The 15,556-nt window shown below is 61.0% G+C and carries 12 protein-coding genes and 2 pseudogenes; 8 read left to right on the top strand and 6 right to left on the bottom strand.

Translation table 11 applies throughout. From position 1 onward, the window contains the following. The 4 genes and pseudogenes from AC1Q8Q_RS31230 to AC1Q8Q_RS31215 all read left to right on the top strand — a co-directional run. Positions 1-227, top strand: a pseudogene (locus AC1Q8Q_RS31230) (hypothetical protein); the annotation flags it as partial. Between the two features lie 542 nt (positions 228-769). Further along, a complete protein-coding gene (nirB, locus tag AC1Q8Q_RS31225; protein WP_033043294.1) occupies positions 770-3,331 on the top strand; it encodes a nitrite reductase large subunit NirB in 2,562 nt (853 codons plus the stop codon). Continuing rightward, complete coding sequence (gene nirD, locus AC1Q8Q_RS31220; protein WP_020796362.1) at positions 3,331-3,705, top strand: nitrite reductase small subunit NirD; 375 nt, start codon at positions 3,331-3,333, stop codon at positions 3,703-3,705. Before nirB ends, nirD begins: the two co-directional genes overlap by 1 nt. 31 nt (positions 3,706-3,736) lie before the next feature. Further along, positions 3,737-4,177, top strand: a complete 441-nt coding sequence (locus AC1Q8Q_RS31215) for a CBS domain-containing protein (protein ID WP_020796361.1) — start codon at positions 3,737-3,739, stop codon at positions 4,175-4,177. An 88-nt stretch (positions 4,178-4,265) separates the two neighbouring features. Here the strand turns inward: AC1Q8Q_RS31215 and AC1Q8Q_RS31210 are convergent, their stop codons facing one another. Continuing rightward, on the bottom strand, positions 4,266-4,697 hold the full coding sequence (locus AC1Q8Q_RS31210; protein WP_020796360.1) for a nuclear transport factor 2 family protein: 432 nt from the start codon (positions 4,695-4,697) through the stop codon (positions 4,266-4,268). A 170-nt stretch (positions 4,698-4,867) separates the two neighbouring features. Between AC1Q8Q_RS31210 and AC1Q8Q_RS31205 the strand changes: the two genes are divergently transcribed. From AC1Q8Q_RS31205 to AC1Q8Q_RS31195, 3 genes and pseudogenes are all read left to right on the top strand, one after another. Beyond that, positions 4,868-5,542, top strand: a complete 675-nt coding sequence (locus AC1Q8Q_RS31205) for a DUF2238 domain-containing protein (RefSeq protein WP_492615933.1) — start codon at positions 4,868-4,870, stop codon at positions 5,540-5,542. Positions 5,543-5,593: 51 nt separating this feature from the next. Further along, a pseudogene (locus AC1Q8Q_RS31200) lies at positions 5,594-6,400 on the top strand (MCP four helix bundle domain-containing protein); the annotation flags it as partial. Beyond that, the gene (locus AC1Q8Q_RS31195) at positions 6,392-7,255 is read left to right on the top strand and encodes a methyl-accepting chemotaxis protein (protein ID WP_414896149.1); all 864 of its coding nucleotides are present in this window, start codon (positions 6,392-6,394) and stop codon (positions 7,253-7,255) included. The pseudogene AC1Q8Q_RS31200 and the gene AC1Q8Q_RS31195, both read left to right, overlap by 9 nt. Before the next feature lie 133 nt (positions 7,256-7,388). Here AC1Q8Q_RS31195 and ilvD read toward each other — a convergent pair whose 3' ends face one another. Next, complete coding sequence (gene ilvD, locus AC1Q8Q_RS31190; protein ID WP_083349297.1) at positions 7,389-9,071, bottom strand: dihydroxy-acid dehydratase; 1,683 nt, start codon at positions 9,069-9,071, stop codon at positions 7,389-7,391. Positions 9,072-9,442: 371 nt separating this feature from the next. Between ilvD and mqo the strand changes: the two genes are divergently transcribed. Beyond that, positions 9,443-11,086, top strand: coding sequence for a malate dehydrogenase (quinone) (mqo, locus tag AC1Q8Q_RS31185; protein WP_492615932.1), 1,644 nt, complete (start codon positions 9,443-9,445; stop codon positions 11,084-11,086). Positions 11,087-11,536: 450 nt separating this feature from the next. On the opposite strand, the gene AC1Q8Q_RS31180 is transcribed toward mqo, so the two are convergent. The 4 genes from AC1Q8Q_RS31180 to AC1Q8Q_RS31165 form a co-directional block, all read right to left on the bottom strand. Then, positions 11,537-11,989, bottom strand: a complete 453-nt coding sequence (locus tag AC1Q8Q_RS31180) for a hypothetical protein (protein ID WP_492615931.1) — start codon at positions 11,987-11,989, stop codon at positions 11,537-11,539. A 100-nt stretch (positions 11,990-12,089) separates the two neighbouring features. Further along, the gene (locus AC1Q8Q_RS31175; protein WP_020796353.1) at positions 12,090-12,584 is read right to left on the bottom strand and encodes a PaaI family thioesterase; all 495 of its coding nucleotides are present in this window, start codon (positions 12,582-12,584) and stop codon (positions 12,090-12,092) included. A 148-nt stretch (positions 12,585-12,732) separates the two neighbouring features. Then, on the bottom strand, positions 12,733-13,911 hold the full coding sequence (locus AC1Q8Q_RS31170; RefSeq protein WP_168758330.1) for a trans-sulfuration enzyme family protein: 1,179 nt from the start codon (positions 13,909-13,911) through the stop codon (positions 12,733-12,735). Further along, positions 13,908-15,284: a pyridoxal-phosphate dependent enzyme gene (locus AC1Q8Q_RS31165; RefSeq protein ID WP_168758329.1), complete on the bottom strand. Its 1,377-nt coding sequence runs from the start codon at positions 15,282-15,284 to the stop codon at positions 13,908-13,910. The genes AC1Q8Q_RS31170 and AC1Q8Q_RS31165 overlap by 4 nt, the downstream gene beginning before the upstream one ends. Positions 15,285-15,556: the final 272 nt, after the last annotated feature.

Below are 15,556 nucleotides of genomic sequence, written 5' to 3'. Positions count from 1 at the left end.
AGCAATGCCGGAGAGAGGGCATGCCGAGCCACAGCGAGGCACCGAGTGGTGGGGCAAAGCCTTTTGCTTCCTTTTTGGCGTTTGAAAAAGGGAGTCGCCGTAAGGGCGAAACCATAAGCCGCCGTTACCGCAGCAATGGATATGTACTCCAACAACATCGCCCACAGGCTTCGACGCATCATGGATCAACGTTGGTAGAAGCGCCGATGGCAATCGTCACAGGTTGACGGACAGGCTCATGGCGTGAGGGGGTAAGAAAATCAAAAGCCAACGCAACGACGAGGCGGCCGCTGGGCACCTGACACCCCTCGGCGCTCTCAGGTTCATCGCGAGCATGCTCGCTCCTACAGGTTTTGCGCACTTTTAAAGCGCGGTGACCGAAAGCGTGCACCAGTGCGAAGCGGGTTGCCGATGCATTTTTCTCTGCGACATTTACCACTGGCAGCACCATTCATTTCGCCAAAAACCTGCCAATCTGGCGGCCAGCAAGGACTAAACACTCACGTCTGCACCACCATGATGTCTTCTTGCGTTCGGCTGGCACAAACCCTGCATAAACCCCATCAAGCCCCTCTGAAAAAGATGGGCAGCCCTCTCGGTCAACGACGATCGACTGGCCGCACAGGTCGTGGGCAACATCGGTGGATCAGGCATGGCCGTCTGGTTTTCAACACCGCAAAAGAACAGGCAAAGACGCCTGGAACCGCAAGGTTTCAGGCGTTTTTTTTTGCTTTTTTTCACCGTGATGGGCTTAGGGCAGGTGTCGTTTATGAATTCCAATGTAGCCACTTTGAACAAACAGCAAACGCTGGTCGTGATCGGCAATGGCATGGTCGGGCATCATTGTGTCGAGCAGTTGATCGAACGTGGCGCCCTTGACCGCTATCGGCTGCATGTCTTCAGCGAAGAACCAATGCGTGCCTACGACCGCGTGCATCTGTCCGAGTACTTTTCCGGTCGCGACGCCGAGTCGCTGGCACTCAGTGACGCGGCGCTGTACGAGACCCAAGGCGTCACGTTGCACCTGGGGATACCGGTGCTGGAAATCGACCGCGCCCGGCGCCAGGTGATCACCGCTCAAGGTTGCGTGGCCTACGACAAGCTGGTCCTGGCCACCGGCTCCTATCCGTTCGTGCCGCCGATCGAAGGCGCCGAAGGCGATTCGCGCCTGGTCTATCGCACCCTGGAAGACCTCGATGCCATTCGTGCCGCGGCGGCCAATGCCCGGCGCGGTGTGGTGGTCGGCGGTGGCTTGCTGGGCCTTGAAGCCGCCAACGCCCTGAAAAGCCTGGGGCTCGAAGCGCACGTGGTGGAATTTGCCCCGCGCCTGATGCCGGTGCAACTGGATGATCTGGGTGGCCTGGCGCTCAAGGCGCAGATCGAGCGCCTTGGCGTCGGCGTGCACCTGTCCCGCGCCACGCAATCGATCAGCGCTGGCGAGCAGTACCGCTATCGGATGAACTTCGCCAACGACGAATTCCTCGAAACCGACCTGATCGTGTTCTCCGCCGGTATCCGCGCCCAGGATGCGCTGGCCCGGCAATGTGCGCTGGAGATCGGCCCGCGCGGTGGCGTGGTGATCGATGACACCTGCCTGAGCTGTGACCCGAACATCTACGCCATCGGTGAATGCGCGTCCTGGAACGGCAGCCTGTTCGGCCTGGTCGCGCCGGGTTACCAGATGGCCCGCAGTGTCGCCGCGCGCCTGTGTGACGATGCCGCCGAGCCGTTCCAGGGTGCCGACATGTCGACCAAGCTCAAGCTGCTGGGCGTCGACGTTGGCTCCATCGGCGACGCCCACGCCAATACGCCTGGCGCGCGCAGCTATCAGTTCATCGACGAAACCACGGCCAGCTATCGCCGCCTGGTGGTGGATGCCAGCGGCAAACACGTGCTCGGTGCAGTGCTGATCGGCGACAACAGCTATTACGACACGCTGTTGCAATACATGCAGAACGCGATCGCCTTGCCGGCCGAACCCGCCGCGTTGATCCTGCCGTCGTCCGAAGGTGCACCAACCCTGGGGCCTGGCGCCTTGCCGGAAACGGCCACGGTTTGCTCGTGCCACAACGTGACCAAGGGCGCCATCTGCTCGGCCATCGACGGCGGTTGCACCGACCTTGGCCTGCTCAAGTCGCAGACCAAGGCCTGCACCGGCTGCGGCGGTTGCGCCGGGTTGCTCAAGCAAGTCTTCGAACATGAGCTGATTGCCCGTGGGGTCAGCGTCGACAAGAGCCTGTGCGAACACTTCGCCTACACCCGCCAGGAGCTGTATGCGCTGGTACGGGTAGAAGGGGTGATCAGCTTCGAAGAATTGCTGGCCAAGCATGGCCGTGGCCACACCGGTTGCGACGTGTGCAAGCCGGCGGTGGGCTCGATCCTGGCGTCGTGCTGGAACCAGCCGATCATGGACCCGTCGCTGGTGCCGCTGCAGGACACCAACGACACCTTCATGGCCAACATGCAGAAGAACGGCACCTATTCGGTCGTGCCACGCATTCCCGGTGGCGAGATTACTGCCGACAAGCTGATTGCCATCGGCGTGGTGGCGAAAAAGTATGACCTCTACACCAAGATTACCGGCGGCCAGCGCATCGACCTGTTCGGCGCCCAGTTGCACCAGTTGCCGGACATCTGGGGCGAACTGATTGAAGCGGGCTTCGAAACCGGTCACGCCTACGGCAAGTCGACTCGCACGGTGAAGTCCTGTGTCGGCAGCACCTGGTGCCGCTATGGCGTGCAGGACAGCGTGCAAATGGCACTGACCATTGAGGATCGCTACAAGGGCCTGCGTTCGCCGCACAAGCTCAAGTTCGCGGTGTCCGGTTGCACCCGTGAGTGCGCCGAGGCGCAAAGCAAGGACGTCGGTGTGATCGCCACCGAGAAGGGGTGGAACCTCTACATCGCCGGTAACGGCGGCATGCGCCCGCGCCATGCCGAGCTGTTCGCCACCGACCTCGATGACGCGACCCTGATCCGCTACATCGACCGCTTCCTGATGTTCTACATCCGTACCGCCGACAAGCTGCAGCGCACCTCGGTCTGGCGCGAAAGCCTGGAAGGCGGCCTGGATTACCTCAAGGACGTGATCATCCACGACAGCCTGGGCCTGGGCGCCGAGCTCGAGTCGCAGATGCAACTGGTGGTCAATCGCTACGAATGCGAGTGGGCCAATGCCCTCAAGGACCCGGAAAAGCTCAAGCGCTTCCGGACCTTCGTCAACGATAAACGCCCGGATCCGGACATCCACTTTGTCCAGGAGCGCGGCCAGCGCCGGCCGATCATGGCGGCTGAACTCAACCTGATCCCTGTTACCGAGGAGAGTGTCTGATGAACCCGTCCAATACCCTACGCGTTGAAGCCCCTGCGTCTGTCGTCTGGCAATCGGTGTGCAGCCAGCAGGACCTGGTCAATGACTCCGGTGTGGTGGTGTGGCTGGACGGTGCCCAGGTGGCGCTGTTCTACCTGCCGGGCATGGAAGGCAAACAACTCTATGCCATCGACAACCACGACCCGCAATCGGGGGCCAATGTCATCGGCCGCGGACTGGTCGGCAGCATCAAGGGCGACCTGGTCGTTGCCTCGCCGATCTACAAGCAGCATTTTCGTCTTGAGGATGGCAGTTGCCTGGAGTACCCGCAACAGCGCTTGCGGGTCTGGCCAGTGCGGTTGAACGAAGGGTTGGTGGAAGTCGGAGTGGCCTGACGTTGCAGGCCATTTACATCAGGAGACGAACATGAAGACAGCCGCACAGTTGCTCAAGCTCAAGGTCGTGGAAAATCAGCAGGTGCACAGCATCGCACCCGACGCCATGGTGTTGGAGGCCGTGCAGAAAATGGCCGAAAAGAACGTGGGCGCGTTGCCGGTGATCGAAAAGGGCCAGGTCGTCGGGGTGATCAGCGAGCGTGACTATGCGCGCAAGGTGGTGCTGCTGGGGCGTTCGTCAGTGGGCACGCCGGTCCGGGCGATCATGAGCTCGCCGGTGGTCACGGCCGACAGCCAACAGAGCATCGAGCATTGCATGGCGGTCATGACTGACAGCCATTTGCGGCATCTGCCGGTGGTGGAAAACGGCGAGCTGATCGGTTTGCTGTCGATCGGCGATCTGGTCAAGCAAGCCATTATCGAGCAGGCCGACCTGATTCGGCAGTTCGAGCATTACATTCGCGGGCACTGAAACCAGGGTCGGCACCAGCGCAACACCCAAGGGGACGGATCGGCGGGTAGACGCCCATTCGTCCCCTTTTTCCGGGGTCACCCCCACATCAGAACTTGAACGCCTGTCGTCCTACCAGTAGCCATTTTCCGCTTTGTTTCTGCCAGATCTGGAAGTTCTCGATTTCCGTCGGGACCACCTCGGAGCCCTTGAGAGCCTGGGCCGAAAAGTGGTGGCGAACCAACGCCACATCGCCGGAGACGGTGATGGTCTGGTTCTGCATCTCAAGGGTCTTGAAGGCGCTTTTGCCGGTTTCGATATCGGCGATGAATTGTTGCTTGTCCTGGATTTTGCCGCTGGAATGGCCGTAGCTGAGGTTTTCGGCCGTCAACGCATTCAGCTCGGCAATGTCCTTATGCAGCATTGCCTGGGTCAAGTGATCGACGGCTTTTGCCACGTCCTTGTCCGCGGCCGCCGGGCTGGCTGCGACGTAGCCGCAGAACAGGCACAGAAAACCAATCAGCACCTTTGCTTTTTTCATGAGGGTTCCTTGTTGTTATGAGTGATCGGAGCGACCGGGTAATGCTGCTCATCGGTCATCGTACAACCTAGCATGAGTCAAAGGAAAAAAGCGAACTTGCGGCGAGGGTTCCTCTCGAAGTTAAAAGTCCCTATGGATCTTGAATTCACGGGTGTCGAGGAACTCACATGATGCAGCCCAGGGAACATCCGCGATACGAATTGACGCTGTTGATTCTGTTCATGCTGATTGTCATTGCGCTGGGCTATTCCCCACGTATCCGGGTGGATTGGGCGCTGGAAAACCTGCTGGCGCTGCTGCTGGTGGGGACGTTGGTGGTGTTCTATCGCCAGTTTCGCCTGTCGGCGGCCTCCCTTACGCTGGTATTCGTGTTCTTGTGCATTCATGAACTAGGCGCCCATTACACCTATTCCCTGGTGCCTTACGATCGTTGGTGTTCGGCCTTGACCGGCGTCAGCTTCGACAAGAGCTTTGGCCTGCAGCGTAAACATTACGACCGGCTGGTTCATTTGAGCTACGGGCTAATGATGGCCTGGCCAATCCGCGAAGTGCTGCTGCAGCTGACACCGTTGCGCGGGCGCTGGCTGTTCTTCATGGCCTTGAACATCATTTTGTCGACCTCGGCCGTCTACGAACTGGTGGAATGGATTGGCGGGGCTTACTTGGGCGACGACACGGCAAAAGCCTTTGTCGGCGCGCAAAACGACCCCTGGGATTCTCAAAAGGACATGGCGCTCGCCGTCGCTGGCGCATGGGTGAGCCTGCTGTTGGTTTCACTGCGACATACGGCAGAAAAAGCCGCTTTACCTACCGCATGTCGCAAAAACAGAAATCAGTGGGGATAGCCTTCAATTCGCGCAGCGACCCGTCGATAACCTCTTGAGACGCCATTCGCGATGGCCGTTTGGCCCATCGACATACGTGCCAGAAAGAGGAACCACAGAGTGTCCATAAAACTGCGTTTGCTGCTGCTGATAGGGACGGGGTTGCTCACCGCGTTGATCATGGGCCTGGTCGGTTACCTGGGGACTGCCCGGATGGCGGATGCGGTGCAGGAAAACGAGGTTGGCATGACCGTGCTGCGCAACCACATGGAAGCCGACATGATGCACGACGCGCTACGTGCCGACGTGTTGTCCGCGATGTTGGTCGGGCTGGGTAAAAGTACCAGCAGCAAGGCCGAAGTGCGCACGTCCATCGAAGAGCACGCGGCACACTTTCGCGAAGTGCTCGGCGACAACCTGAACCTGGCGGTCAATGTCACCCTCAAAGACGCTTTGCACAAGATCAAGCCCAGCCTCGACACCTACATCGCTGCGGCCGAGCGCATTGTTGGAATCGCCCTGGAAAACCCCGAGGCCGCGCAGAAAGAACTGGGCGCCTTCAACAGCGTGTTCAGCCAACTGGAAGACCAGATGGCGGCCCTCAGCGAGCTGATCGAAAACAACACCCAACAGACCAGTGCAGGGACCCGTCAAGCGCTCGGCAGCGCCAACCTGGCCCTCGGCGCCGTGCTTTTCGCCAGCCTGTTGTTGCTGCTCGTCCAGGGACGCTGGGTGATCCTGAGCATCATGAACCCCTTGCAAACGGCCAGCCGCATCGCCGAACGCATCGCCCATGGCAACCTGAGCGAGACGATTGCAGTACCCGAGCGCAAGGACGAAGCCAGCACCCTGATTCGCAGCCTGGCGACCATGCAGCGTGATTTGCGCGACATGATCGAAGCAGTACGCAGCAACGCCCATGGTGTCAACGGCATGAGCACACGCCTGAGCGAGGGTTGCCACGAAGTGGCCGGCAGCAGCCAGCAACAAAGCGCCGCCGCCAGCACCATGGCCGCCGCTGCCAGCGAAATGACCGCGAGCATCGAGGAAATCACCCGGCATGCCGGAAGGGCGCTGGACATGGCCAACCAGGCCGAGGCGCTGGCCAAGGATGGTGGGCGGGTGATCCATCAGGTGGTCAGCGACATGGACGGCATCGCCCGTTCGGCGCAGCAGTCGGCACAGGTGATTCGCACCCTGGACAAGGAATCCGAAGGAATTTTCAGCATCATCCAGGTGATCAAGGGCATCGCCGACCAGACCAACCTGCTGGCGCTCAACGCCGCCATCGAAGCCGCCCGCGCTGGGGAGCAGGGCCGTGGTTTTGCCGTGGTGGCCGATGAAGTGCGCAGCCTGGCGGGCCGCACCAGCGCTTCGACCCAGGAAATCGCCGCCATGGTCTCGCGCATCCAGCAAAGCACCCGCGAAGCGGTGATCAGCATGGAGGAGGGCGTGTCCCAGGTCGACAAGGGCATGGCCGTGACCGCCGACGTCGAGCGTGCCATCCGCGAGATCCTCGAGGCCACGCTCAACACCACGCAACTGGTCAACGACATCAGCCGCACCATCGGCGAGCAGAGCCTGGCCAGCAATGAAATCGCCCATCAGGTGGAGATGATTGCCGGCATGTCCGAAGGCAACAGCAAGGTGATCGGGCAGACGGCTTTGACGACGGATGAGTTGTCTTCGCTGGCGGGGCAACTGTCGCAGTCGGTGGATCGCTTCCGCCTTTGATACATCCTTTCATTTTGCACTGCCTTTAAGGGCCCCTTCGCGAGCAGGCTCGCTCCCACAATGGAATGCATTAGAAAATGTGGGAGCGAGCCTGCTCGCGAAGGCGGTAGATCAGACAACACAAATCCAGGTTTCAAAGGTACTTGTCAGTCACCGCCCCCTCCGAAGCACTCGACACGGTCTTCGCATACTTGGCCAGCACCCCGCGCTTGTACTTCGATTCCGGCCGTACCCAACGGCTCTTGCGCTCGGCCAGTTGAGTATCGGACACATCAACGGTGATCTGCCGGGTTTGCGCATCGATGGTGATCCGGTCGCCATCTTCGATCAACGCGATCGGGCCGCCTTCAAACGCTTCGGGTGTGATATGCCCCACCACGAAACCATGGGAGCCACCGGAAAAACGCCCGTCGGTGATCAGCGCCACATCCTTGCCCAAACCCTTGCCCATCACCGCCGATGTCGGCGAGAGCATTTCGCGCATGCCCGGCCCGCCCTTGGGCCCTTCGTAGCGAATCACGATCACATCGCCCGCCTGCACTTCGCCGTTGAGGATGCCGGCCAGGGCGCCTTCCTCGCCGTGGTACACACGGGCCGTGCCTTCGAAGCGCAGGCCTTCCTTGCCGGTGATCTTGGCCACGGCACCGGTGGGCGCGAGGTTGCCGTGCAGGATCACCAGGTGCGAGTCCTTCTTGATCGGCTGATCGAAAGGCAGGATCACGTCCTGGCCAGCGGGGTAGTCGGGCACGTTTTCGAGGTTTTCCGCCAGGGTCTTGCCGGTCACGGTCATCACATCGCCGTGCAGCATGCCAGCGGCGAGCATGCGCTTCATCAAGGGCTGGATGCCGCCAATGGCCACCAGCTCGCTCATCATGTATTTGCCACTGGGGCGCAGGTCGGCCACCACCGGCGAAATCTTGCCCAGCTCGACGAAGTCATCCAGGGTCAGTTCGACATCCACGGCATTGGCCATGGCCAACAGATGCAGCACGGCGTTGGTCGAGCCGGCGAGGGCGATCACCACGCGAATGGCGTTTTCGAAGGCCTTGCGGGTCATGATGTCCCGGGGCTTGAGGTCCAGCTTGAGCAATTCCATCACTTGCTGGCCGGCGCGGAAACTGTCCGAGGCCTTGTCGCCGCCAACGGCGTCCTGGGAGCTCGAACCGGGCAGGCTCATGCCCAGCGCCTCGATGGCCGAGGCCATGGTGTTGGCGGTGTACATGCCGCCACAGGAGCCGGGGCCGGGAATCGCCACTTCCTCGATCTGCTTGACCTGGATCTCGCTGATGTCACCGCGCGCGTGCTGGCCCACGGCTTCGAACACGGAAATGATGTCGGTGTGGCCGGCGCCCGGGCGGATGGTGCCGCCATAGACGAAGATCGAAGGGCGGTTGAGCCGCGCCATGCCGATCAGGCAGCCTGGCATGTTCTTGTCGCAACCCCCCACGGTCACCAGCCCGTCGAAGCCTTCGCAACCGACCACCACCTCGATGGAGTCGGCTATCACCTCGCGGGACACCAGTGAATATTTCATGCCTTCGGTGCCATTGGCGATGCCGTCGGAAATGGTGATGGTGTTGAAAATGACGCCCTTGGCGCCGGCGGCATTCGCGCCTTTTTCCGCTTCGATCGCGAGTTTGTCGATGTGCATGTTGCACGGCGTGACCATCGCCCAGGTGGAGGCGATGCCGATCTGTGGTTTCTTGAAGTCTTCGTCGGTAAAGCCCACGGCACGCAGCATGGCACGGGCGGGGGCAGCCTCCACGCCGTCGATTACCTGGGAGGAATATTTGCGCAGATCGTCTTTGTCGCTCATGGCGGCTCCCACATGCTCAACTGATGACCAGTGAGTATAGTCGCCACCTACATCCATCACGCGCGGGCTGGGCTTGTCGTGATATTCTTCGCAACAACTTGGTTTGATCTATTCAGTTTTCCTGCCCTTGAGGCGGGCGAGCAGAATCACTGTCGCTCAAGTAGCTGAAGCCAAAAAAGATAAAAAGTCAGTTCAGTAGGGACATATAACTGGGGTCGATGCAGTCAATCGGCCTTGTGTGCCCACCTTCCAGCCGTCATGTGCAGCCGTTATGTACGAGAACCCGCGGCAGACTTGCCTGAATGCCGTGAGACAAGCGGCCTGCGATCGCAGTTGGAAGGGCGGATGGCGTTTTATCATAGGTGCTACAGATGTTTAAGAAAGTGAACACGGCCCTGCTGGGGCTGGCCTTGTCGTTGGGGATGACGACAGCCCAGGCCGAAGAAGCCAAGAAAGTCGACGTGCTGTTGATCGGCGGCGGCATCATGAGCGCAACCCTCGGTGTGTGGCTCAATGAGCTGGAACCCGGCACCTCGATGGAAATGATCGAGCGCCTCGACGGCGTCGCCCAGGAAAGCTCCAACGGCTGGAACAACGCCGGTACCGGTCACTCTGCCTTGGCCGAGTTGAACTACACCCCGGAAGACGAGAAAGGCAACGTCTCGATTCCCAAGGCCGTTGAAATCAACGAAGCGTTCCAGATCTCCCGTCAGTTCTGGGCCTGGCAGGTCCAGCAAGGCGTGCTGAAGAACCCGCGTTCGTTCATCAACTCCACACCGCACATGAGCTTCGTGTGGGGCGATGACAACATCAAGTTCCTGAAAAAGCGCTACGAAGCCCTGCAGGCAAGCCCGCTGTTCGCCGGCATGCAGTACTCCGAAGACCCGGCCGTGATCAAGAAGTGGGTCCCGCTGATGATGGAAGGGCGTGACCCGAACCAGAAAATCGCGGCCACCTGGTCTCCGATCGGTACCGACGTGAACTTTGGCGAAATCACCCGCCAGTTCGTTGCACACCTGCAGACCACGCCGAAATTCGACCTGAAACTGTCCAGTGAAGTGCAGGACATCAGCAAGAACGCCGACGGCAGCTGGCGCGTCAGCTACAAAAACCTGAAAGACGGCAGCAAATCCGAAACCGACGCCAAGTTCGTGTTCATCGGCGCTGGCGGCGGTGCCCTGCACCTGCTGCAGAAGTCCGGCATTCCTGAAGCCAAGGAATACGCAGGCTTCCCGGTGGGCGGCTCGTTCCTGGTGACCGAGAACCCGACCATCGCCGAAGAACACCTGGCCAAGGCCTACGGCAAGGCTTCGGTTGGCGCACCGCCGATGTCGGTTCCGCACCTGGATACCCGCGTGCTGGATGGCAAGCGCGTAATCCTGTTTGGCCCATTCGCGACCTTCAGTACCAAGTTCCTGAAAGAGGGTTCGTACCTGGACCTGCTGACCACCACCACCACGCATAACGTGTGGCCAATGACCAAGGTCGGCATCAAGGAATACCCGCTGGTCGAGTACCTTGCCGGTCAACTGATGCTGTCGGACGAAGACCGCCTCAACGCCCTGAAGGAATACTTCCCGAATGCCAAGGCCGAGGACTGGCGCCTGTGGCAAGCTGGCCAGCGCGTGCAGATCATCAAGCGTGATGAAGCTGCCGGTGGCGTACTGAAACTGGGCACCGAAATCGTCGCTTCGCAAGACGGCACCATCGCCGGCCTGCTGGGCGCGTCCCCAGGCGCTTCGACCGCCGCACCGATCATGCTGACCGTGCTGCAGAAAGTGTTCAAGGACAAGGTCGCGACCCCGGCCTGGCAGGAAAAACTGCATCAAATCGTGCCGAGCTACGGCACCCAGCTCAACGCCAGCCCTGAAAAGGTTGCCGAGGAATGGGCCTACACCGCCAAGGTGCTGGAACTGACTCCACCACCTGCGATCGGCCAGGCTGTGGCTCCGGCTGTCGAGGCTGAAAAAGCCAAGGCACCGAAAGAGAATGCTGCGGCGGACATGGCGCTGTAACTGAGCGCTTGATCAAAAAGCCCACTGAGCCAGGGATGGCCAGTGGGCTTTTTTGTACACCTGCAATAAATCCCTGTAACTGTAGGAGCGAGCATGCTCGCGATGAACCTGAGATCGCCGCGGGGTGTCAGGTTTCCAACGTCATCGTTGACATCCATCGTCGGAACGCCGCCCGGAGCATGCTCGCTCCTACAGGTTCATGGGTTCGTTGGTTCCATCTGTTTCATCTGATCCGTATTTTTCAGCGCTTTCTGACGCTGTAATGCAATCAGTTCGAGCCCCACAATGACGGCAAGTTGCGCAGCGGTAGCCGCGGTGCACCGCACTTTCGAAATGTTGGAGGCTCTATGGGCAAGATGGCGATTTTCCTCGGTGGTTTTCTGGTGTTGACCATTCTGATCGGCGTGCTCGCAACGATTTCGCCGGTGTGAGGCCCGCAGGTGCAAGCGCCTACTTCGCCGGCCCTTGTGGCATGATGTCCCCGCAGAAAATATCGACGTTGCCGTCTGTCGCTGCGGTTCGCACGACGATGTGGTAGTCGCCGGCCAGCAGCACAGACAAGGCCACAGGCGCGCTTCTCGAGAAGGTCCAGCCGCGAATCGCCTGGCGCTCGGTGTTGACCTTGTCATTCATGGCGTACGCGACGGGGCCGGGTTGCTGGCAGCTGCCTTTGTTGATGAAGCTGTAGAGACGCAGGGGCAGGGCGGCACCGCTTGGCACACCGCTGATGAAGAAACTGAGTCCGGTTTGCTTGTCCCAGTCCGACAACGCGACGTTGCCGATCTGCCCGGTGTTCTGCCGGGTGGCATTCAGCGTGACCGACACGCCCTCCTTGGATGAGGTGGCACAGCCGAGCAGGCTGGCGCAAATCAACAGCGCCGCCAGTGAATGTCTGAGCTTCATGGCCAAACTCCTGTGTTGAAAAACGGCAAATGGAGATTAGCGGGTATCGCTCATTTTTCGAGTGCTGGCGGCTTCCACAGGGATCTGCGGCAATAAACACCTACCGCCCGTGCGCGGTGTCTGCCAGTTGCGCGGTATCGACCCGTACGAAGATGGAGTCGCCCACCGCGGTCAGCACATCCCCGGCAAAGACTTCGCAGATGACCCGCGTCTTGCGTCCGACTTCACCTTCCACCCGCGCCCGCAGAGTGAGCGGGATGCCCATGGGCGTCGGCTTGATGAACTTGATGCCGAGGTTGCCGGTGACGCAATTGATGCGCGGCAGGCTGGCCACTTCGCGGTTTTCCGCGCGGTAGTGATAAGCCATGACCGCCCAGTTGGAGTGGCAGTCGACCAACATGGCGATCAGTCCGCCGTAGACCAGGTCCGGCCAGCCGCAGTATTTGGCATCGGGCACGTGCTCGGCCATGACATGCACGCCGTCCTCATGCCAGTAGCTCTTGATGTGCAGCCCGTGGGGGTTGCTGCTGCCGCAGCCGTAGCACACGCCATCGGGCGCGGCGGCGTCTTGCAGGGAGGTGTCGAGGTTGGACATGTGTCGATTATCCGCAAAAATTTAGACCAATAATGGGTACCACCGTAGGAGCCAGGCTTGCCTGCGAACCAGACGCCGCGGTGTATCTGTCGCACCGCGTTATCGTTCTTCGCCGGCAAGCCTGGCTCCTACAAGATTTGTATACCCCTTAAATCCGGGTTAACGCCTGCGCCAAGTCTGCACGCAAGTCTTCGATATCCTCAACCCCCACGGACAACCGCACCAGCGCATCGCCGATGCCCAGCTGCGCGCGGGTTTCTACCGGGATGGTCGCGTGGGTCATGATCGCCGGGTGTTCGATCAGGCTTTCCACGCCGCCCAGGCTTTCAGCCAGGGCAAAAATGTGCACGTTTTCCAGGAAGCGCCGGGAGCCGGCCAGGTCAGTGTTCAAGTCGACAGAGATCATCCCGCCGTAGCCGCGCATCTGCTGTCGCGCCAGCTCATGCTGCGGGTGCGAGGGCAGGCCCGGGTAATAGACGCGGGCGACTTGCGGTTGACGTTCCAGCCATTGCGCCAGATCCAGCGCATTGCTGCAGTGGCGCTCCATGCGCAACGCCAGGGTCTTGACCCCGCGCAGGGTGAGGAAGGCGTCGAACGGCCCGGCGATGGCGCCCACCGCGTTCTGCAGGAAACCCAGGCGCTCGGCCAGCTCGGCGTTCTGCCCGACCACGGCGATGCCGCCAATGACGTCGGAGTGGCCATTGAGATACTTGGTGGTCGAATGCAGCACGATGTCGAAGCCCAGTTCCAGCGGGCGTTGTATCCACGGGCTGGCAAAGGTGTTGTCCGCCACGCAGATGATGCCGCGGTCGCGGCAGGTGCGGGCGATGGCGGCAAGGTCGGTGAGGCGCAGCAGTGGGTTGCTCGGCGTCTCGACCATGACCATGCGTGTGTCGTCCTGCAAGGCGGCCTCGAAGGCGGCGAGGTCGGTCAGGTCGACAAAGCTGAAGCGATGCCCGGCACTGCGCTGGCGCACCTTGTCGAACAGGCGGAAGGTGCCGCCGTACAGGTCATTTCCGGAGACGATGTGCGAGCCGGCGTCGAGCAGTTCCAGCACCGTGGAAATGGTCGCCAGGCCCGAGGCGAAGGCAAAGCCCCGGGTGCCGCCTTCGAGGTCGGCGACGCAACGTTCCAGCGCCCAGCGCGTCGGATTGTGTGAACGCCCGTAGTCCAGCCCCTTGTGCACGCCAGGGCTCTGCTGCAGATAGGTGGAATTGGCGTAGATCGGCGGCATCAGCGCGCCGGTCGACGGGTCCGGCGTTTGCCCTGCATGGATCACGCGGGTGGCGAAGCCCCGTGGCGGGGAATTTTCATCGTGCTGACTCATGGCAGGGATCTCCGCAGGTGATTGAGCATGTCGGTTCGGGTGATCAGGCCGTGGAAACCTGAGGCATCCTGGATGATCGCCACCAGCCCACGGCCCAGTTCCGCCTCCAGATCCGCCAGTGAGGCGTCGGGGGCCAGGGTTTGCAATTTGTCGGTCATTGCGCTGGAGACGGTCTTGCGAAAGTGCGTAGCGTCTTCATGCACGCCCAGCAGGATGTCGGACTCGTCGATTACACCGACCAGTTGCTTGCCGCTCACCAGCACCGGCAGTTGCGACACATCCGCCAGGCGCATGCGCTGGAACGCGGTGAGCAGGGTGTCGTCGGGGCCGACGCTGATCACCCGGCCGTCCTCGAAGCGCCGCGCGATCAGGTCGCGCAGGTCGCCGTACTGCTTGCTTTTCAGCAGCCCCTGATCGTTCATCCACTGGTCGTTATAGACCTTCGACAAGTAACGCGTACCGGTGTCGCAGACGAAGCTGACCACCCGTTTCGGTTGGGTCTGCTCGCGGCAGTAGCGTAATGCCGCCGCCAACAGGGTGCCGGTCGACGAACCGCCGAGAATGCCCTCGGCGCGCAGCAACTGGCGGGCATGATCGAAGCTTTCCTCGTCGCTGATCGAATAGGCGTGGCGCACGCTGGACAGGTCGGCAATCGACGGAATGAAGTCTTCGCCGATGCCTTCGACGGCCCAGGAGCCCGGCGTGCCAAGGGTGCCGCTGCGGCTGTATTCGGCCATCACCGAGCCGACCGGGTCGGCCAGGACCATTTCCAGTTCCGGTTGCACACGGCTGAAGAACCGGGTCAGCCCGGTCAGCGTGCCGGCTGAACCCACGCCGACCACGATGGCATCGACATCATGCTGGGTTTGCGCCCAGATCTCCGGTGCGGTACTGCACTCATGGGCCAGTGGGTTGGCCGGGTTGTTGAACTGGTCGGCGAAGAAGGCGTCGGGGATTTCACTGGCCAGGCGTCCGGCAACGTCCTGGTAGTACTCCGGATGGCCCTTGCCGACATCGGAACGGGTGATATGCACCTCGGCGCCCATGGCCTTGAGGTGCAGGACCTTCTCGGTGGACATCTTGTCCGGCACCACCAGCACCACCCGATAACCCTTGGCGCGGCCGACCAGTGCCAGGCCGAGGCCGGTGTTGCCGGCCGTGGCTTCGACGATGGTGCCACCGGGTCGCAGGCGGCCGTCGCGTTCGGCGGCGTCGATCATGGCAAGGCCGATGCGGTCCTTGATCGAACCGCCGGGGTTCTGGGATTCGAGCTTGAGAAACAGCGTGCACGGGCCGGTATCGAAACGGCTGACGCGCACCAGGGGCGTGTTGCCGATCAGTTCGAGTACGGCGGGGCGGGAGTCGTTGGGCATGTCGTCACCTCGTTGCGCTAGCACAATGGATGGACAAAAAAGGCCGGCGTCGGGTTGTCGCGCCGGTCGTGACAATGTTGTGTCTGGACCATAGGCCGGGATCGCCAGACTCGCAACCGTCTGATCGAAAGTGCCCGCTGGGATGTATTTGAGAATTGGATTGGGGGGATATCCGTTGCTGCGGTAACGTCGGCTTATGGTTTCGCCCTTACGGCGAGTCCCTTTTTCAAACGCCAAAAAGGAACCAAAAGGCTTTGCCCCACCACTCGGTG

The organism is Pseudomonas sp. GW823-FHT06B06, from assembly GCF_058795195.1.
The sequence above is the reverse complement of the archived record's forward strand: the minus strand, read 5'-3'. Positions and strand labels throughout refer to the sequence as shown.

What these genes read in the sequence shown, in the direction of transcription:
- AC1Q8Q_RS31210 (WP_020796360.1), bottom strand. Translation starts at nt 4,697, where the DNA reads ATGAAAAAAGCAAAGGTGCTGATTGGTTTTCTGTGCCTGTTCTGCGGC.
- AC1Q8Q_RS31175 (WP_020796353.1), bottom strand. Translation starts at nt 12,584, where the DNA reads ATGTCCAACCTCGACACCTCCCTGCAAGACGCCGCCGCGCCCGATGGC.
- AC1Q8Q_RS31205 (WP_492615933.1), top strand. Translation starts at nt 4,868, where the DNA reads ATGCAGCCCAGGGAACATCCGCGATACGAATTGACGCTGTTGATTCTG.
- AC1Q8Q_RS31215 (WP_020796361.1), top strand. Translation starts at nt 3,737, where the DNA reads ATGAAGACAGCCGCACAGTTGCTCAAGCTCAAGGTCGTGGAAAATCAG.
- AC1Q8Q_RS31165 (WP_168758329.1), bottom strand. Translation starts at nt 15,284, where the DNA reads ATGCCCAACGACTCCCGCCCCGCCGTACTCGAACTGATCGGCAACACG.
- nirB (WP_033043294.1), top strand. Translation starts at nt 770, where the DNA reads ATGAATTCCAATGTAGCCACTTTGAACAAACAGCAAACGCTGGTCGTG.
- nirD (WP_020796362.1), top strand. Translation starts at nt 3,331, where the DNA reads ATGAACCCGTCCAATACCCTACGCGTTGAAGCCCCTGCGTCTGTCGTC.
- AC1Q8Q_RS31180 (WP_492615931.1), bottom strand. Translation starts at nt 11,989, where the DNA reads ATGAAGCTCAGACATTCACTGGCGGCGCTGTTGATTTGCGCCAGCCTG.
- mqo (WP_492615932.1), top strand. Translation starts at nt 9,443, where the DNA reads ATGTTTAAGAAAGTGAACACGGCCCTGCTGGGGCTGGCCTTGTCGTTG.
- AC1Q8Q_RS31170 (WP_168758330.1), bottom strand. Translation starts at nt 13,911, where the DNA reads ATGAGTCAGCACGATGAAAATTCCCCGCCACGGGGCTTCGCCACCCGC.
- ilvD (WP_083349297.1), bottom strand. Translation starts at nt 9,071, where the DNA reads ATGAGCGACAAAGACGATCTGCGCAAATATTCCTCCCAGGTAATCGAC.
- AC1Q8Q_RS31195 (WP_414896149.1), top strand. Translation starts at nt 6,392, where the DNA reads ATGCAGCGTGATTTGCGCGACATGATCGAAGCAGTACGCAGCAACGCC.